15 protein-coding genes are annotated in these 17954 nt (G+C 74.4%); 7 read left to right on the top strand and 8 right to left on the bottom strand.

All coding sequences use genetic code 11. The features are described 5' to 3' along the window. Nucleotides 1–124 precede the first annotated feature (124 nt). The 4 genes from ACFYZL_RS36055 to ACFYZL_RS36040 form a co-directional block, all read right to left on the bottom strand. A complete protein-coding gene (locus tag ACFYZL_RS36055) occupies nt 125–559 on the bottom strand; it encodes a hypothetical protein (protein WP_388684924.1) in 435 nt (144 codons plus the stop codon). Continuing rightward, nucleotides 556–1545: an SCO0930 family lipoprotein gene (locus tag ACFYZL_RS36050; RefSeq protein WP_384758633.1), complete on the bottom strand. Its 990-nt coding sequence runs from the start codon at nt 1543–1545 to the stop codon at nt 556–558. The genes ACFYZL_RS36055 and ACFYZL_RS36050 overlap by 4 nt, the downstream gene beginning before the upstream one ends. A 117-nt stretch (nt 1546–1662) precedes the next feature. After that, the gene (locus ACFYZL_RS36045) at nt 1663–3114 is read right to left on the bottom strand and encodes an NADH-ubiquinone oxidoreductase-F iron-sulfur binding region domain-containing protein (protein ID WP_388684921.1); all 1452 of its coding nucleotides are present in this window, start codon (nt 3112–3114) and stop codon (nt 1663–1665) included. Continuing rightward, a complete protein-coding gene (locus ACFYZL_RS36040) occupies nt 3111–3929 on the bottom strand; it encodes a hypothetical protein (protein ID WP_384758627.1) in 819 nt (272 codons plus the stop codon). Before ACFYZL_RS36040 ends, ACFYZL_RS36045 begins: the two co-directional genes overlap by 4 nt. Nucleotides 3930–4119: 190 nt before the next feature. On the opposite strand from ACFYZL_RS36040, the gene ACFYZL_RS36035 reads away from it, so the two are divergent. After that, nucleotides 4120–5343, top strand: coding sequence for a helix-turn-helix domain-containing protein (locus ACFYZL_RS36035; RefSeq protein ID WP_384758624.1), 1224 nt, complete (start codon nt 4120–4122; stop codon nt 5341–5343). A 122-nt stretch (nt 5344–5465) separates the two neighbouring features. Here the strand turns inward: ACFYZL_RS36035 and ACFYZL_RS36030 are convergent, their stop codons facing one another. From ACFYZL_RS36030 to ACFYZL_RS36020, 3 genes are all read right to left on the bottom strand, one after another. Continuing rightward, complete coding sequence (locus tag ACFYZL_RS36030; RefSeq protein WP_384744727.1) at nt 5466–6836, bottom strand: DUF1996 domain-containing protein; 1371 nt, start codon at nt 6834–6836, stop codon at nt 5466–5468. Nucleotides 6837–6840: 4 nt separating this feature from the next. Next, nucleotides 6841–7578: a DUF4142 domain-containing protein gene (locus tag ACFYZL_RS36025; protein WP_384744729.1), complete on the bottom strand. Its 738-nt coding sequence runs from the start codon at nt 7576–7578 to the stop codon at nt 6841–6843. Nucleotides 7579–7730: 152 nt separating this feature from the next. After that, the gene (locus tag ACFYZL_RS36020; RefSeq protein WP_384744731.1) at nt 7731–9029 is read right to left on the bottom strand and encodes a phosphoribosyltransferase; all 1299 of its coding nucleotides are present in this window, start codon (nt 9027–9029) and stop codon (nt 7731–7733) included. 132 nt (nt 9030–9161) lie between these two features. Between ACFYZL_RS36020 and ACFYZL_RS36015 the strand changes: the two genes are divergently transcribed. Both ACFYZL_RS36015 and ACFYZL_RS36010 read left to right on the top strand, forming a co-directional pair. Next, a complete protein-coding gene (locus ACFYZL_RS36015) occupies nt 9162–9584 on the top strand; it encodes a DUF6153 family protein (RefSeq protein WP_384744732.1) in 423 nt (140 codons plus the stop codon). Nucleotides 9585–9661: 77 nt separating this feature from the next. Further along, nucleotides 9662–10318, top strand: a complete 657-nt coding sequence (locus ACFYZL_RS36010; protein ID WP_384744734.1) for a DUF305 domain-containing protein — start codon at nt 9662–9664, stop codon at nt 10316–10318. Between the two features lie 91 nt (nt 10319–10409). Here ACFYZL_RS36010 and ACFYZL_RS36005 read toward each other — a convergent pair whose 3' ends face one another. Then, nucleotides 10410–11876, bottom strand: a complete 1467-nt coding sequence (locus ACFYZL_RS36005; RefSeq protein ID WP_384744736.1) for a purine-cytosine permease family protein — start codon at nt 11874–11876, stop codon at nt 10410–10412. A 68-nt stretch (nt 11877–11944) separates the two neighbouring features. Between ACFYZL_RS36005 and ACFYZL_RS36000 the strand changes: the two genes are divergently transcribed. The 4 genes from ACFYZL_RS36000 (at nt 11945) to ACFYZL_RS35985 (ending at nt 17951) form a co-directional block, all read left to right on the top strand. Further along, on the top strand, nt 11945–12592 hold the full coding sequence (locus tag ACFYZL_RS36000; protein WP_384744737.1) for a TetR/AcrR family transcriptional regulator: 648 nt from the start codon (nt 11945–11947) through the stop codon (nt 12590–12592). Between the two features lie 88 nt (nt 12593–12680). Then, entirely contained in the window at nt 12681–14303 is a 1623-nt protein-coding gene (locus ACFYZL_RS35995; RefSeq protein ID WP_384744738.1) for an amidohydrolase, read from the top strand. A 115-nt stretch (nt 14304–14418) separates the two neighbouring features. After that, a complete protein-coding gene (locus tag ACFYZL_RS35990) occupies nt 14419–17004 on the top strand; it encodes a molybdopterin-dependent oxidoreductase (protein ID WP_388684915.1) in 2586 nt (861 codons plus the stop codon). After that, nucleotides 17001–17951, top strand: a complete 951-nt coding sequence (locus tag ACFYZL_RS35985; protein WP_384744741.1) for an FAD binding domain-containing protein — start codon at nt 17001–17003, stop codon at nt 17949–17951. Before ACFYZL_RS35990 ends, ACFYZL_RS35985 begins: the two co-directional genes overlap by 4 nt. The last annotated feature ends 3 nt before the right edge of the window (nt 17952–17954 follow it).

The raw sequence follows: 17954 nt of genomic DNA, 5'->3' as shown, positions 1-17954 counted from the left end.
ACCCCCCCCCCCCCCCCCCCCCCCCCCCCCCCCCCCCCCCCCCCCCCCCCCCCCCCCCCCCCGGGCGGGGCCCCGGCCCGGCCCCGCCCCCCCCCCCCCCCCCCGCGACCGCCTCGACCACGGCCTAGGAGTGGTGGACATGGGTGCTGCCGGTGTCCAGGGAGCCGCCGAGGCGCTCGCGCAGGGTGGCCAGCGCGTCGGCCTGCGGGGCGGTGACCACCCACCGGTTCCCCACCAGGTAGGTGCCGCCGTAGATCCGGGCCTCGGCCAGCCAGGAGCGCTGCCCCTCGTCGGCGGCGAAGGTGGCCATGCGGTAGGCGCCCTGCGCGCTCTCACAACCGCCCTCCCGCAACTCCTCGGCCTCCACGCTCACTTCGGCGGTGCAGCCGATGGCCGCGGCGATCTCCTCGATCGAGACGGAACGCGTCGCGGGGGCCGTCGCGGACACCTTCTCCGGGGCCGTCCCCGGAGCTTTCGCGGGGTGGGCGCCGCAGCCGCCGCACAGCAGCGCGGCGCCCACCGCCGCCGCGACGCCGGTGGACACGGCGGCCGGTGTCACGCGGATGGCTTCGCCTTCTTCCCCTTGTCGGTCACGGCGAACCAGAGACCCTGTTTCCCCTGACCGTTGATGTCGCCCGGCTGCTTGTCGCCGGTGAAGGAGTAGACGGGCCAGCAGTCGATCGTCAATTGTTCCGTGCCGTCCGGGCGTTTCACGGAGCCGACCAATTCGGCGGCGATTCCCGAAATCTTCGCCTTGTCGACCGGTTTGGCGGGCTTCCAGGTGTCCAGGCAGGAATCCAGGCACCCGAATTTCATCGGCCAGGCGCTGTCCTTGTCGAAGCGGTAGAGGGTGCGGCCATCCGCATCCGCGAGAATTCCGCCGAGCGTGGCGTTCTGCGCCACCGAAAGTTCCACGCCGCCCTTCTTCGCCCCGGCCGCGGCGGCGCCCGCGGGCTTTCCGTCGGCCCCCACCGCGTGCCAGGTCCCGGCGACGCCCTCGCCGAGCGCCTCACCCGGCGCGGTGTCCTTGGCGTAGCGGTAGACGGGCCATCCGGCGAGGGTCAGCTGCCGGGTGCCGTCGGCCCGCAGCACCGAACCGAGCAGGCCCGCCTCGATCCCCTCCCCGGCCGTGGCCTCGTCCGCCGGAACCGGGGGCCAGGCCTTGGCGCACTCCCCGTCGCAGTTGGACTGGGGAGGCTTCGCGGTGTCCTTGTCGAACCGGTAGAGCGTCAGGCCCTGCCCGTCGGTGACCGCGGCGCCCACGGCGGGGATGTCGCGCAGTTTCAGCTGCCCCGCCGCGCGGGTCGTGACGGTGCCGGGATCGCCGGCGGGGTTGCTCCCGCTCCCGCTCCCGCTGCCGCCGACGCCACCACTTCCGTAGCCGTCGGCGTTTCCGCCGTACGCGGACCCGATCTTCTGGCTGTCGGCCACCGGCTTGACCCCGCCCGATTTCCCGGCGTAGTCACTCCCGGAGCCGCACCCGGCCGTCAGCAGCAGAACCGCGACGGCCGACCCGGCGCCTATTCCCTGTCGGATTCGTTTCACGACTGATTGCTCCTTCGGATTCGTTTCCGTGTTTCCGTGCTTTCGTCATTGATACGGGGGAAGGGGCGGCGGCAGTGAATTCGGCCCGGAATTTGTCCGATCACGCCAAGAACTCGCTCAGCCCTGGATGCGCAGCGCGAGGGCCGGGCAGCGCCGCACCGCCCGCAGGGCCTTCGGCCGCAGGTGCCCCGGCACCACCATGGACGCCTCCGCCGGATAGCCGTCCGCGTCGAGCCGTACGACATCGGGGAGCACGTCCACGCACAACCCGTGCCCCCGGCACAGGGTCCAGTCCACGACCAGTCGCTCCGGACTCTCGTCCCGGGGCAGCGGCAGCGCCCCCAGCACCCGGCGCCCGCAACCACTGCCGAGCGCGTGGTCGCGGAACTCGTCCGGGAACGCGGCCAGCGCCGACGCGACGAACCGCGAGGTCCCGTCGGGATGGCTGCACGCACCCCGCCCCAGGACCGAGCGCATCCGCGCCTCCACCGCGTCGAGGGCCGCCCGGCCCCCGCCCCGTACCGCGTCGTCCAGTACGTCGGCCAGCGCGGGCAGACCCCGTACGCAGGGGCCGCACTGGCCCGCGGACTCCCCGGCCATCCACCGGGCGACCCGTGCCACCTCCCCGGCCGGACAGGTGTCCTCGGGCAGCGGCAGCACCGCGCCCGCCCCCAGCCTCGCGCCGAGCGTGTCGAGGGACTGCCGGGACACCTGCGCGGCGCGCGCGGAGACCGGGTCCAGCCACTTCCCGTGGTAGCCGCCGACGAGTACGCCCTGACCGGGCTCGGTGCCGCACAACTGGAGGACGTACGGGAGCGAGGTCCCGGACGGGGTCTCGACGACCGTGGAACCGGCGACGGTCAGCAGCACGGTGCCCGGCTCGGAGGGCAGGCCGGCCGTCCGGTACTCCGACGCCCCGAGCCGGGCGGCGACGGCGAGCTGGGCGAAGGTCTCCGTGTTCGACAGCAGGGTGGGCATGCCGCCCAGGCCCCGCTCGCTGGTGCGCACCTTCTGCCCGGACGGCAGCGTCGCGCCGCCGTTCAGACCGTCGACCAGGGCCGTGCCCTCGCCCGTCACGAACCGCTCGGGCAGTCTCGCCACCCGCACCCGGCGTCCCGCGGGGCCGCGTTCGGCGACGGCCTCCCGTACCGACTGCTCCACGTCCGCCCGGGTCACGGCCACGGCCACCTCCTCGGCGCCCAGCGCCGCGGCGGCCAGCAGCGCGCCGTCGAGCACCAGGTGCGGGGCGTGCAGCAGCAGCGCGGTGTCCTTGAGGCAACTGGGCTCGCCCTCGCTGCCGTTGACCACGACGGCGGTGAGCCCGTCGTTGCGACCCCAGGCCGACCGGATGACCGCCCGCATCTTGCGGGCGAAGGGGAAGCCCGCACCGCCCCGGCCCCGGAGCTCGATGTCGTCGGCGAGGGTGACGAGTTCGTCCGGGTGGCAGCGGGGGAGCGGGCCGTGCACGGCCAGATGGGCTTCCCGGTCGAGCCGGGCGGCCCGGTCGAGACCGGCCAGCAGCCTGGGGGCGCCCACACAGCCGAGGCCCGGGCGCGGCCCGGCGTTCACCGCCACCGCTCCCGACCCGCGAGTTGCTCCACCCGGGGCGAGCCCACCACCGTCCTGCGCACGGACGCCCGGCGCGGCGAGGAGCGGCGCAACGACGTGCGGCGCGTCGTCCTGCCCCCGAACGGGTCCCGGGAGCCGACGGGCGGCACGACCGGCGGCGGAGTGGCCCCGCGCAGCGTGGACCGCAGGCGCAGCACGAGCACTCCGGCCACACCGGCCACGCACAGCGCGTAGGCCGCAGTCACCCACCCGGCCGCCGGACGGCCGGCCTTCAGTCCGTGCACCAGGCAGGCGGCCCAGGCGGGATAGGCGCCGACGTGCAGCGCCCGCCACCACAGCGACCGGCTCCTGGTGGCGAAGGCGCTGCGCACCCCGCCGGACACGGCGACGGCCACGAAGAGGTACCCGGCGAGCGTGCCGAGCCCGATCACCAGCGGTCGGTCCCCGTCCGCGAACGGCACCGCCGCCGCGGTGGGACTCGTACGGCCCTCCGCCACCTTGACCCATATGTGCAGGACGAGGAAGCCGAGACCCGCCACGGCCAGGCCGCGGTGCACCCCTTGGGCGAGCAGTCGGGCCCCCGGTCCCAGCAACAGCCGGTCGGTGGCGGTCAGTCCCCACAGGACGGTGGCGGTGAGCGAGACGAGCGAGAGGACGCCCGCCCCGAAGTCGAGGAACTCCCAGAGGTGTGTCAGGACGCCCGCGCGGGCCGCCACGACGGCCGATACGAGGGCGGCGAACCCGACGCTGAGCGCGCCGGGATGTCGGCGGCGCGCGCGGTGCGAGCGGGGGAGGTGCGGCTGGGGCAAGGGCATCCGGTTCTCCTGTGAACTCCGAGCCGACAGACGGGTCTTGGGGTCGGAGTGCAGAAGCATCGTGGACCTGTGCAGCACCTCCACAGGATTTATCCAACCGTGATAATTTCTCGCACCGGCTCTCCGGCGCATCGAACAAGACCGGAAGACTCCCCTTCGTCAAGGCCTCACCGGCACGATCGAGGTAACGATGTGCGAACTTCTGAACCGCATCTGGTCCCGCCCGCGCGGCGAGTGGACCCGTGTCCTGCGCCGGGAACTCCCCGCCCTGGCGGCCGAGATAGTGGAGGAACTCCTGCATGGCAATCCGGAACTATCCGCCCTTGTCGATGACAACGATGCCATTGACGACGAACTGCTCAGGAAGAAGGTGGAAGAGGCACTGCTCACCGCCCTCGGCTATCGAGATCCGGCCGAAGTCGACGGGGAATCGGACACCGACCCGGAACCCCGCACCGACCCGGCCCCCGGCATCGACCCGGAACCCGGCGCCCACGCGGAACCCCGGCACGGGCCCCCGCCCGCGTCCATACCCGACGCCGTTCCCGTTCCGGCACGCATACCCGTACCCGTACCCGCCATCGAGCCCGAGCCCGAACCCGAGCACGGTCGGGTAGCCGACCAGGCACGGCACGACCTCTTCAACGCGCTCACCGACGGCCGTGCCGCATCGGAGGGTTCCCTCTCCGAGCTCGCCCAGGCCGCGGACTGGCACCTCCCCCCGGCCGTACGGGCCATCGCGCTCGCCACCCCCGCCGACACGCAGCAGCTGGCGGCCCTGCACGACGACGCCCTCGCCGGCGTGTTCGCGGGCCGCCCGTGCCTCCTGGTCCCGACCGCCGACCCGGACGCCCGCACCCCCCTGGAACTCGCGCTGCGCGGCCGCGGAGCCGCCGTCGGCCACTCCGTCCCCCTCCGCGACGCCGCCTCCTCGCTGCGCTGGGCACTGCGCCTGCTCGCCCTGACCCCCGCCCGGGGCGGCCTGGAAGCCCGGACCGTGTTCGTCGACGACCACCTCTCCACTCTGTTGTTGCTCCAGGACGAGCCCCTGGCCCACGCGCTCGCCGCGCGCTGGCTGCGCCCGCTGGCGGACCTGACCCCCCGCCAGAGCGAGCGGCTGGAGGTGACCCTGCTCGCGTGGCTGGAAGGCGGCGGGGCTCCCGAGGCCGCCAAGGCGCTCAGCGTGCACCCCCAGACCGTCCGCTACCGCATGCGCCAGCTGGAGAAGCTCTTCGGTACCGGATTGCGGGACCCCCGGACCCGGTTCGAACTGGAGATGGCCCTGCGCAGCCGACGGCTGATGGCCCAGGTGCGCCGCCAGCACTCGCGGGTGACCCGCAGGGCGGCGCGCGTGGTCACGGCCGACTTCACCCCCGTCGTCGTCGGCCGGATGGCCCGCGTCAACGGCTTGTAGTCGGCGACCGGGGGAGAAAAGGAAGGGAAACGCGGTGCCGGCCCGAAGCCTGAGGCTTCGGGCCGGCACCTTTTCCCGGACCGGGCGCGGCGGTAGGGGAGGGGGGCGCCCGGCGCGGGGGTTCAGCGGCAGCCGCGGCCGGAGTTGATGCAGTCCACGGCCCTGGACATCAGCCCGGTCGACATCACGTTGATGAAGTCGCCGTGGTCGGTCACCGGCTTGTGCAGTTGCTCGGGAAAGCTGTCCACGGCGAACCGGGCCCCCGGCGCGATGCCGTAGGTGATCCGCTGCACCAGCTGCGGCACGGCGGTGAACCCCTTCGGGCAGCGGCCCGCGCGGTCCGCGAAGGCCATGTGCGTACGGTGGTTGGCGCTGTCGGTGTTCCGGCCGTCCCAGCAGCTCTGGAAGGTGAAGGTGCGGACCACGTCGCTGCCCTTGGGGCAGACCGGGTACTTGTCCTTCAGCTGGCGGTCCTCGAAACCGGTGCAGCTCCACGAGGCGTTGGCGTTGGCCGTGCCGTTGGTGAAGGCCTTCGCGTCGCCCGTGATGATCCGCAGGAAACGGGGCATGGCCGTGACCTTGCCGACGGGACTGCCCTGGAAGGTGATGGTCACCTGCTTGGGGCGCAGGATGGTGCCGACGTTGCCGTCCTGGCCGCCGCCGGGAGCCTTCGCGTCCTGCTCGGCCTTCCCGTCGCGCAGCCGCAGCACCGGCCAGTAGTAGCTGGACTGGTCGCCGTTGCCGCAGGTGGTGCCGGCGGCGGCCAGGCTGTTGTTGGTGGAGAAGGCGTCCGTGGACACGTTGCCGACGTAGTCGTGCATGTGGTGGGCGCCGTTGGAGACACCCGGCGCCACGATCACGTTGTCCGGGTTGAAGTGCTCGTTCTCGTTGCGGCCGCACTGCGAGGTGAAGGAGCCCTTGGAGGCGCCCGCAGACGGAGCGGGTGGACGTACGTTCGGTCGGACCTTGGTGATGTTCACGAAGTCGCTGCGCGCCGGACCGCCCTTGCGGGCGAAGTCGGGCCCCGAGGCCGCCGTGTCCTCCGCGGCCGCCTTCACCATCCGGCAGCCGCTCAGTGCCTTGAGTTCCTCGGGACGGGCCGCGGACCGGCCGATCGCATCGGTCATCCGACCGATGGTCGCGCCGCGCTTCGCGCCGAGCTCGCCCAGGAGGGCCTCGCCCTGCGCCTCGCCCTTCCCCTTGGCCTGTGCCTCGCCCGAAGCCAGCCGCCGGTAGGCGTCGGCCACCTGCCCGTCCAGCTCGGCGAGGCTCTCGTCGACCTCGGCCTTCGCCTGGTCGGGGACGTTGGTGAGCTTTTCCCCCACGTCCGGGCAGTCGATCGTGGACGTGAACTGCTGTTCCCGCCCACCGTCCTGTCCCGCGGAGGCGTTGCCGGCGACGACGGCGACCCCGCCGGCGCCCAGCACCAACGCGGAGATCAAGGCCGCCAGTTTGCCCGTCGGGCGGCGGCGTTCATGGCCCTTTCGACTCATGCGATCACTTCTTCCTCGATGGGATCGGGGGAGCGGGGGAGGAGAGCGGCGGGGAGGAGGGAACCTGCGCCGGGGCCGCGTCGGAGAGCGCGTCGAAGTCGACCAGCCCGGTCTCCTCCAGGACCGTGATGTGGTCCAGGACCGTGGTGTTGGCCGAGGTGGCCAGGGCGCGGACCATGGAATTGCGGGTCTGCGCCCGTATCCCGGCCAGCAGCGCGAACACCTTCCCGTGCGCGCGCCGCAACAGCTGGACGAACAGCCGCTCGTAGGCGTCTCCTTGGGCCTGCGTCAGCTGACTCAGCCATTCCTGCTGCTGCGCGCTGGGCTGGTTCGGCAGGTCGACACCGAGGGCCTGGCCGACGCGGATGACCTGCTGGTCCAGCTCGGTGTGGCCCATGACGAGGTGCTCCCCGGCCGTGCGCACCGCGGGGCGCGTCCCGCGCTGCTGGGCCTGCCGGCCCGCGGGAAGCTCCCACAGCCCGGCCAGCCGCACCTTGCGGACGAAGTCCCGGTCCGCGGGGGTCAACGGCCCGTACGCCGTGCTCATGGTCCCGGCGCCGTCGTCATCGGCCGCCGGGAGGGCGGCCGTCGCCCCGACCGGGGCCCGGTCGCCGAAGCCCTGGACGGGCACCAGCAGCGCGATCAACGTGACGGCAAGGGCGGTGATGACGATGCCGTTCGCGATCGTGTGCCGCGTGGTCACCGACAGGCTGTTGATGGATCGCCACCGCAGTGACAACACAGTGCCTCCTCGCTCCGTGGGTGTCACGGGACGCTAGGCGACTCGTGGTGCCGCTGCGCGTGGACCATCACCCTTGGATAAACATTCGGGTGGGCCCCACAAAGGCTGTTATCTTGCCGCGTTCGACCGCTCGACGGACCGGGTGCGGTCCCCTATGCGTTCAGGTGGCGGGTGAACCACGCCCGGGCCAGTTCCGCCACCTCGTCGAGGGTTCCCGGCTCCTCGAAGAGGTGCGTCGCACCGGGCACGACGTCGAGCCGGTTCTCGCAGCGCAGTTCCGCCTGCGCCTGCCGGTTCAGCTCCAGCACCGTCGTGTCGCGGCCGCCCACGACGAGCAGGGTGGGCGCCCGTACGTCGCCCAACCGCGGGCCGGCCAGATCCGGGCGGCCGCCCCGCGAGACCACGGCGCCGATGTCCGCTTCCGGGTCCGCCGCGGCCAGCAGCGCCGCCGCGGCCCCCGTACTGGCCCCGAAGTAGCCGACGGACGCGGGCGCGTGCCTGCTCCGCAGCCAGCGTGTCGCGTCGGACAGTCGGCCCGCCAGCGGCTCGACGGCGAACACGTTGGACCGGTCGGACTCCTCGGCGGGCGTGAGCAGGTCGAAGAGCAGGGTGCCCAGGCCCGCCCGGTTCAGCGCGGCCGCCACGGCGCGGTTGCGGGGGCTGCGCCGGCTGCTGCCGGAGCCGTGCGCGAACATCACCACCGCTCCGGAGCCGTCGGGGCCGCGGGGCAGGGTGAGGTCGCCGGCCAGCCGCAGCGCGCCCGCGTCGACCTCCACCTCGACCTCGCTCTCGGTGGTGCGAGGTGCGGGCGCAGGGGATCGCGCGGCCTCGGCCAGCAGCGCGACGACCTCCTCGTCGGGGGTCTGGGAGAAGTCCTGGTACCACTCGCCGACGGCCCGGAAGGCGCGCGGCGTCGACAGGCACACCACCTCGTCCGCCTCGGTCCGCAGCCACGCCACCGCGTCCGGCGGAGCCACCGGCGCGGCCAGCACCACCCGGGAGGCGCCCTGCGCGCGCACGACCTCGCAGGCGGCGGCGGCCGTGGCGCCCGTCGCGATCCCGTCGTCCACCACGATCGCGGTGCGTCCGGTGAGCGGGACCCCCGGCCGGCCCTCGCGCAGACGGTGCGCCTGCTGTTCGAGCGCCTCCCGCGCGGCCCGCTCGACCGCCGCGACGTCCGCACTGGCGAGACGGGCCTGGCGGACGATGTCCTCGCTGATGACGCGTACGCCACCCTCGCCGATCGCCCCGAAGCCCAGCTCCCGGTGGAAGGGGACTCCGAGCTTGCGCACCACGATCACGTCGAGCGGGGCGCCGAGCTCCCGCGCCACCCGGAAGGCCACCGGTACTCCGCCTCTGGGCAGCCCGAGGACGACGGGATCCTCCGTCGCCAGGTGCCGCAGCGCCGCGGCCAGCCGCCGACCCGCGTCGGCGCGATCGGTGAAGAACACCTCGGCTCACCCCCGTCCAGGGGAGACAGAACCCAGGCAACTCCCTCGGGGGTCGATGCGCAAGCCGATGCGCGAGCCGGCGGCGGATACCCCGGTGGGGCATCCGGCCCGGATGTTCCGTACGATGCCCCCATGATCTCCCGCGTGCAGCCACAGCGCCGCCGCCCGGCAGGGCGCGGTCTCGTGCTGCTCGTGCTCGTCGTGCTGGCCGGTGTGCTGGCCATGCACGGTCTGGGCCCCGGGCCCGCCTCCGTGCGCACGCACGCGACGGCCGCCGGCCACGCCATGGAGAGGGCCCACCACGAACGGCCCGGCCCGGAGGTACGCGCGGCCGAAGGCTGCTCGCACACCGCCGGCGGATCGGACCACACCCACCACGCCGACGCCACCTGCGCGGCGACCGGTATCGGCACCCCGTACGCACCGCCCGCCCCGGCCGCCGCCCCGGGCGGCGCGGCGTCCGCGCCCGAGGCGCCGCACGGCGTCGCGACGGCATCGGCGCAGAGCGGACGCGCACCACCCGACCTGGCGGAACTGCAACTCCTGCGGATCTAGGACGACCCGCGCCGGGGGCCTCCACGGGCCGCCGCGCTCCGTCGCATCCTCAATTCCGGACAAGGAGTCGCACCACCATGAGCACGAACCGTTCCCTCATCCGCCGTACCGCCGCCGTCGTGGCGGTGGCCACCGCCTCGCTCGTCCTCGCCGCCTGCGGGTCGGGCAAGGACGACACCGCCGGGCACGGAGGTCACGGCGACCGGACCCCGACCGCCGCGGCCTCCGCCCCCGCTTCGGCGTCCGCCGGGCAGGGCGGGCACAACGCCGCCGACGCGGCCTTCGCCAAGGGGATGATCCCGCACCACCGGCAGGCCGTGGAGATGGCCGACCTCGCGCCCTCCCGTGCCGAGTCGGCCGAGGTCAAGCAGCTCGCCGAGCAGATCAAGAAGGCCCAGGACCCGGAGATCAAGACCCTCTCGGGGTGGCTGACCTCCTGGGGCGAGCAGGTGCCCGCCGAGGGCGCCATGGACCACTCCGGGCACGGTGCGGGCGGCGATGGCGGATCCGGCGGCATGATGACGGCCGAGGAGATGGACCAGCTGAAGCAGGCCTCCGGCAAGGCCTTCGACACCGCCTTCATGCGGCTGATGATCAAGCACCACGACGGCGCGGTGGCGATGGCCCGTACGGAGAAGGCCGACGGGACCTTCCCCGAGGCCAAGACCATGGCCGACGCGATCATCACTTCGCAGACCGCCGAGATCGACCGGATGAAGGGCCTGCTGGGCTGACCGGCCCGTAGCGCAGGGCCCGTGGTGCAGGGCCCGTGGCACAGGGCCCGGAAGGGGCCACCGGACTGCGCTCCGGTGGCCCCGCCGCCCGTCAGGCGGCGGCGCGCGCCTCGAGCACGGTGGGGTCGCGGCGCATCAGTGCCCCGTACAGGGCCGCGGACACCACCATGCCGGCGGGGAGCGCCAGGTCCAGGCCGCCCAGGGCGGCGGCCACCGGGCCCGTGTAGAGGGTGTTGACGCAGAGCGCCGACGCGGCGACGCCCGCACCGAGCGCGAAGGCCCCCGCCCAATTGACCCCCGCCGTGTACCAGAAGGGGCCCCGCGGGGTTTCGTCCACGAGGGCGAGGCCGTCGTAGCGGCACCGGCGCAGCGCGATGTCGGTGGCGTACACGGCCATGGCGGGGCCGATCAGGACGACCGTCAGCTGGAGGACGTTGCTGACGGTGTCGAGGAGGCTGGAGAACAGCAGCCCGTACAGGGTGAGGGCGACGGCGACGGTCCCGTCGAAGAGCACGCTCACGGAGCGGCGGATGCGGATGCCGACGGCCTGGAGGGCGAGGCCGGCGCTGTAGGCGGTCAGGGCGTTGACGGCGATGGTGCCGAGGACCAGGGCGAGGAGGAAGACGGGGTAGAACCAGCCGGGCAGCAGTTCGCGCAGGGCGGTCTCCGGGTCGGTCATGTCCACCGCCGTCGCGGCGAGCGCGCCGAGCGCGGTGACGACGAAGCTCGGCAGGAAGGCGCCGGCGGCGGTCCACCCCAGTACGGCCTTCGGCGAGGAGGTGCGGGGCAGGTAGCGGGAGAAGTCGGCGCTGGTGGTGTAGGAGAGCGGACCCGCGGCGATGAGGCTGACGCCGGCCGCGAGGGCCGCCCACAGCCTGGTGCCGGTCAGCGGCTCGGCGGGGGCGTAGGCGAAGTCCGCGTGCCCGAGCACCGCGAAGGCCACGACGGCGAAGGCGGCGGTGAGCACCAGGGTGATCGGCAGGTAGAGCCGCACGATCAGCGCGTGTCCGTAGACGCTGATGGCCAGGGTGAGCGCGGCGATGACCAGGACGACGGCGGTCTTGACGCCGGTGCCGGGCGTCAGACCCGCCATCTCGACGAGGGCGAAGGCCGCGGTGGCGGCCGCCGCGAGGTTCAGCGCGAAGTAGCAGACCGAGACCAGCCAGCCCAGGACCGCGTTGTTGAACCGGTTGCCGATCACTCCGTACATCGCCCGCGTGATCACTTCGCTGGGGGCGCCGGCGGCGGGGCCGGAGGTGGCGAGCAGTCCGGTGAGGACCCAGAACAGGTTGCCCACGACGATCACCGCGAGGGCCTGCCAGAGGGTGAGTCCCATGAGGACCAGCGCGCCGCCGACGACCAGGCTGAGGTAGTTGACGTTCGCCGCCGCCCAGATGGAGAACAACTCGCGGGGCCGGCCGTGGCGTTCCGCGTCGGGGATGTGGTCGACGCCGTGGACCTCGATCCGGCCGGGGCGGTCCTCGGCGGCCGGGGCGCCGGAGGCGGCGGTCAGGGCGGCCCGGGTGCCCGGGTGCGGGTCGGGAAACGTCGATGCCATGCGGACCTCCGGTGCTGGGCGTACCCACCTGCTTGCTTATTGGTCGCACACTCAATAGCATCCTCGGTATGTCGTCAAGCGTCCAGCGCAAACGAGTTCGCAAATCCCCCGAAGCCCGCCGGGCGGAGATCGTCGAGGCGGGGGCGGCCATCGCCTTGACCGAAGGGCTGGAGTGCGTCACGCTGCGTCGGATCGCCGACGAGCTCGCCGTACGGCCCGGTCTGATCAGCCATTACTTCCCCTCGGTGGAGGATCTGGTGGCCGAGGCGTTCGGCGATGCCGCGACCGCCGAGCTCGACCGCCTCCTCCCGGAGACCGCGGACGGCGACACTCCGGCGCGCCATCTGGCGCGGTTCTTCGCACACGCGACCGGGGAAACGTACGACGACATCAGCAGGCTCTGGATCAACGCCAGGCATCTCAGCCGCTACCGGCCCGTGCTCCGCGACCGGGTCGCCGAGCAGGAATCGGCCTGGCGCGGCCGCATCGAGGGCGTCATCCGGGAGGGCGTCGCGCGCGGGGAATTCCGTACGGAGGACCCGCGTGCGACGGCGATACAGATCCTCGTCGTGCTCGACGGCCTCGGCGTCCACGCCAACACCGACACCGGTGACCGGCCGGCAGCGGTGACCCGTATGGCCGTCACCACGGCGGAGCGGGAACTCGGCCTGGCCACCGGCGCCCTCGACGACCCCGACCCGGCCCCCGAGGCCTGACCCGGACCCTGCCCAAGCCGCAGCCCCGGCCCGACCCGGCCCGGCGCCGCCCCCGGCGCCCGACCCGTCCCATCCCCCAGGAGTCCCCGTGCGCACCAGTCTCGTCCTGCTCTCCGCCCGTCTGCTCGACCCGGTGACGGGCGTCTTCCTCCCGGAGACGGCCCTCGCCGCGGCCGGCGGGCGGATCGCCGCCCTGGGCGACGACCGCGCGATCCGCGCGCTCGCGGACTCCGGGACGACGGTGATCGACCTCAAGGGGGCGGTGGTCACCCCGGGCCTGGTCGACGGGCACCTCCACCCCGTCTCCGGCGCCGAACTGACCCACGGCCTCGACCTGTCCGGCTGCACCGACGTGGACCAGGTCCGAACCGCCCTCGCCGCCGAGGTGCGGCGCCTCGCCCCCGGGCAGTGGCTGCACGGCTGGGGCCTGGACCCCAACGCGTTCGGCGACCGGCCCGTCGAGACCGCCCCGTTCGACACCGTGCTCGACGGGGTACCGGCCCTCCTGCTGCTCTTCGACGCCCACTCGATGCTGGCCAGCCGCCGCGCACTGGAACTGGCCGGCGTCGACGGGCCGCGGACCTTCGAGCAGGCCTCCGAGGTCGTCTGCGACGCCGACGGCAGGCCCACGGGGCTGCTCCTGGAGGACGCGGCCTGCGAACTCGTCGAGCGCGTCGCCCCGCAGCCCACCCGCGAGGAGCGCCGCGCGCGCCTCGCCGCCGCACTGCGCGCCATGGCCGCCGCCGGACTCACCGGCGGCCACGCCATGGACGCGAACGGCGACAGCCTCGCCCTGTACGCCGAACTCGACGAGGCCGGCGAGCTCCCCCTGCGCCTGCGGGTCGCCCCCTGGTGCCGGCCCGGAGCCGACGCCGACGCGGTGCGCGCGCTGATCGGACAGCAGGGCACGGGCGGGCGGCTGTGGCGGACCGACGGGGTCAAGCTGTTCATGGACGGCACCATCGACAACGGCACCGCCTGGCTGGAACGCCCCGACTGCCACGGCGAGTCCACGCACGCCTTCTGGCCCGACCCCGAGGACTACACGCGCATCATCGGCGAGCTCCACCGGGCCGGCGTGCCCACCGCCACGCACGCGATCGGCGACGCGGCCGTACGACACGTCCTCGACTCGGTGGAGAAGGCGCAGGCCGGCGGCGGGCGCGGGGTCCGCCACCGGGTCGAGCACATCGAGACCGTGCCCGACGACACGCTGCGCCGCTTCGCCGAGCTCGGGGTCGTCGCCTCCATGCAGCCGACCCACTGCTGCGACTTCACCCGCGCGGACCACACCGACAACTGGTCCCGCCGCCTCGGCGAGGAGCGCGCCTCCCGCGCCTGGCGCTGCCGGGACCTGCGGGACGCCGGGGCCGTCGTCGTCCTCGGCTCCGACTGGCCCATCGCCCCGTACCCGCCGCTGGGCGTCATGGCGGGCGCCCGCCACCGCCGCCCCTCCCGGGACCTGACCCAGCCGCCGCACGGACCCGAACAGGCCCTGACCGCCCTGGAAGCCCTCCAGGGCATGACCGTGGGCGCGGCCCACGCCGCGGGCGAGGAGCACGAGGCGGGCAGGATCGCGGTCGGCCACCGCGCCGACCTCACCGTCCTGGCGGACGACCCGCTCACCACCACCGCCACGGACCTGCCCGGGCTGCCCGTGCTGCTCACGGTCCTGGACGGCACCCCGACCCATCGCGCCTCGGACCTCTGACGCGCCCGGCGGCGGCCGCGCCGAGCTGCGCCGCCCCCGGAAGCGGGATATCAAGGACCGTGAAGGTGAGCGCGGGCCCCGGCGGTCGCCACCCCACGGCTGAGGAGTACGTCTCGTGGAGTTCGAGGTCAACGGCGCCCGGCGCGAGGTGGACGTGGACGACGACCCGGCCGCCGTCGAGGTGGTGCGCGACCGGCTGGGCCTGACCGGCACCAAGCTGGTCTGCGCGGGCGGCGTGTGCGGAGCCTGCACGATCCAGGTCGACGGCGAGCCCCGGGTGTCCTGCCTGACCCCGGCGGTCGGCCTGGCCGGCCGCCGGATCACCACCGTGGAGGGCCTGGCCGGCCACCCGGTGACCCGCGCCTTCGCCGGCGAGGACGCCCTCCAGTGCGGCTACTGCACCCCCGGGTTCGTCGTCGAGGCGGCGGCGTTCCACGACCGGTGGCGGGCCGAGCACGGCACCGCCCGGCCCGGCCGGGAGCAGATCGCCGACGCGCTGGCCGGCCACCTGTGCCGCTGCGGCGCGTACGAGGGCATCCACAGCGCGGTGGCCGCCGCCTGCGCCGGCGAATACGACGAGGAGCACGCCGACGAGGAGCGCGCCGACGGGCGGGCACGGGCCGTACCGCGCGCCGAGGCCCCGGCGAAGATCGACGGATCGGCCCGCTACACCACGGACCTGCGCCCCGAGGGCCTGCTGGAGGGGGTGATCATCCGCTCCCCGCACGCCCACGCCCACGTGCGGTCCCTGGAGGCCGGGGACGTCCCGATCGTGCCGCTGCTGCCTCCCGACGGCGTGGTGCGGTACGTCGGCCAGCCGGTCGCGGCCGTCGCGGCGCCCGACCGGGCGGCCGCGCGGGCCGCCGCGGCGCGGGTCGACATCGACTACGAGGTGCTGCCGGCGGCCCTGGACGCACGCCTGGCCCGGGCCGGCGAGGGCCCGCTGGTCTACGAGGACAAGGCGGCCCGCAAACGGGCGCCCGGCTCAGGCGAGACCCCCCAACTGCTGCCCGCGCGCTGGCGCGGCAACCTGCGCGGCCCCTCCGCCATGAGCAAGCGCCCCGCCACGGCCGTGCGCCGCATCACCGAGGCCCGCACCCGGAACCCCGAACGGGTCGTCGAGGGACTGTTCACCACCGCCGCGCAGACCCACACCCCGCTCGAACCCCACGCCGCTCTCGCCGAATGGGTCGACGGAGCCCTCCACCTGGAGGTCTCCACGCAGTCCCTCAAGCACGTGGCCGGCCTGGCCGCCGAACGCTGGGGCGTGCCCGTCGAACGGGTCGTGGCCAAGGCCGTCCACGTCGGCGGCGGCTTCGGCTGCAAGATGGGGCTGACCACCGACGTCGTCGCCGCGGTGGAGCTGGCCCGGCTGCACGGCGCCCCCGTGAGGGTCGTGCTGGACCGCGACGAGGAGCTCACCGACGGCGGATACCGGCCCGGCACCCGGATCCGGGTGGCGATGGCAGCCGACGAGGCCGGTGACCTGAGCGCGCTGGCCATGGACGCGGACAGCGACGGCGGGATCTCCGTGGGAGCCTCCGTGGCGGCACAGGCCCGGTTCATGTACGGCAAGGCCCCGCGCCGGCTCCGCGACTTCGACACCGTCACGCACCGGCCGCCGGGCGCCCCCTTCCGCGGCCCGGGCGGACCCCCGCTGTGCTGGGCCCTGGAACAGGCCGTCGACGAGATGGCCCACCGACTCGGCGAGGAGCCGATCGCCCTGCGTCGCCGCTGGGACGGCAATCCCAAGCGGCACGCCCTCTACGACCTCGCCCGGGCCCTCCCGTTCTGGGCCGGCCCCCGCGGCGGCGGCGGACGCTTCCGCCGGGGCGTCGGCGTGGCGGCCGCCAACTGGCTGTACTTCCTCGACCCCGCCACCGAGGTCGAACTCGCCGTCGAGGACGGCGTCGTCGTCGCCCGCTGCGCCGTACAGGACATCGGCACCGGCGCGCGCAGCGTGCTGCGCCGGGCCGTCGCCGAGGAACTCGGCCTGCCGCTCGGCCGGGTGCGCGCCGAGATCGGCGACAGCGACACCGTCCACGGCCCCACCTCCGGCGGCAGCCGCACCACCCCCTCCCTCGCGCCCGCCGCCGCGGAGGCCGCCGCCCGGTTGCGCGAGGCACTCGGCGGGGGAGACGTCGCCACCCGGCTCGACACGGCGCACGGCGTACGGGTCACCGGCAAACGCCCCCGCGACCACCGGGGCTTCGTGACCCCCTTCGGCATGACCATGGGCGGTATCGCGATCGGCCGCGGGTTCACCGGATCGGTACAGGTCGCCGAGGTCGAGGTGGACACCCGGCTCGGCCGGATCCGTCCGCTGCGCGTGTGGAGCGGCATCGCCGCGGGCCGCATCCACGAGGACATGCTCGCCCGCAGCCAGTGCGAGGGCGCCGTGGTCCAGGGCATCGGCTACGCACTGTTCGAGGAGCGGCGCGTCGACCCGGCCACCGGGCGGGTGCTGACCGACAACCTGGAGGACTACCGCCTCCCCGGCATCGGCGACACCCCCGAGATCACCGTCCACTTCCACGAAGAGGGCTTCGAGCACGTCCCCGGCGGCGGCGTCGGCCTCGGCGAGATCGCGACCCTGCCCACCGCGGCCTGCCTGGCCAACGCGGTCCACGACGCCACCGGATGGCGCCCGTACGACCTGCCCATCCGCCCCGACCGGCTCCTGGAAGGACTGGGTACGTGACCACCGAGCCCGCCCTCACCGACCTGTCGGCCGCCGTCCGCACCCGCGGCGGCGAGCTCCGCGCCGGCGGCACCGACACCACCGCCCGGCAGCGCAGCGGCGTCTCCCCGGGCCCCTTCACCGACCTCGGCGCCGCCGCCGGCCTGCGCGGCTGCACCCCGCTGCCCGGCGGCGGGCTGCGGATCGGCGCCCTGACCACCCTCGCCGAGCTCGCCGCCGATCCCCAGGTGCGCGCCGGTTGGCCCGGCCTGGCACTCGCGGCCGGGGCGGCGGCCACCCCGCAGATCCGCGCCGCCGGCACCCTGGGCGGCAACCTGCTCCAGCGCAACCGCTGCTGGTACTACCGCAACCCGCACGTCGACTGCTTCCAGAAGGGCGGCGACGGCTGCCCCGCGCAGCAGGGCGACCACCACTTCGGCGTGGTCAGCGGCGACGGTCCGTGCATCACCCCGCACCCGTCCACCCTCGCGACGGCCCTCCTCGCCCACGACGCCGAGGCCGAGATCCACGGTGAATCCCCGCGCGACGTCGCCGACCTGTACGGGGACGGCGACCTGCTCTTCCGGACGGACCACCTGCTGCCACCCGACCGCATCCTCACCGCGGTCAGACTGCCCGCGCCCCTCCCGGGCGAACGCGCCGCGTACCACCGGTCCATCAGCCGGGCCCACGCCGAATGGCCCCTCGTCGAAGCCACCGCCCGCATCGCGTTCGACGGGACCACGATCACGCACGCCGCCGTGGCCGCGGGCGGCGTGGCCCGGGTCCCGCTGCGCCTGACGGAGGTGGAGACCGCCCTGACCGGCCGCGAGGCCACCCCCGAACTCCTCGCCGAGGCGGCCGCGACGGTCCTCACCCGCTGCCGCCCCCTGCCGCAGACCGGCTACAAGGCGACGCTGTTCCGCGACACGGTGCTGGAGGTCCTGGAACGGGCCGCCGCGGGCTGACGG

The sequence above is a fragment of the Streptomyces sp. NPDC001717 genome (assembly GCF_042892775.1).
In the GTDB taxonomy this organism is placed as follows: domain Bacteria; phylum Actinomycetota; class Actinomycetes; order Streptomycetales; family Streptomycetaceae; genus Streptomyces.
Note: the sequence above shows the minus strand (reverse complement) of the source record. Positions and strands in the feature narration are given on the sequence as shown.

What these genes read in the sequence shown, in the direction of transcription:
- ACFYZL_RS36040 (WP_384758627.1), bottom strand. Translation starts at nt 3,929, where the DNA reads ATGCCCTTGCCCCAGCCGCACCTCCCCCGCTCGCACCGCGCGCGCCGC.
- ACFYZL_RS36035 (WP_384758624.1), top strand. Translation starts at nt 4,120, where the DNA reads ATGTGCGAACTTCTGAACCGCATCTGGTCCCGCCCGCGCGGCGAGTGG.
- ACFYZL_RS36030 (WP_384744727.1), bottom strand. Translation starts at nt 6,836, where the DNA reads ATGAGTCGAAAGGGCCATGAACGCCGCCGCCCGACGGGCAAACTGGCG.
- ACFYZL_RS36015 (WP_384744732.1), top strand. Translation starts at nt 9,162, where the DNA reads ATGATCTCCCGCGTGCAGCCACAGCGCCGCCGCCCGGCAGGGCGCGGT.
- ACFYZL_RS36010 (WP_384744734.1), top strand. Translation starts at nt 9,662, where the DNA reads ATGAGCACGAACCGTTCCCTCATCCGCCGTACCGCCGCCGTCGTGGCG.
- ACFYZL_RS36005 (WP_384744736.1), bottom strand. Translation starts at nt 11,876, where the DNA reads ATGGCATCGACGTTTCCCGACCCGCACCCGGGCACCCGGGCCGCCCTG.
- ACFYZL_RS36000 (WP_384744737.1), top strand. Translation starts at nt 11,945, where the DNA reads ATGTCGTCAAGCGTCCAGCGCAAACGAGTTCGCAAATCCCCCGAAGCC.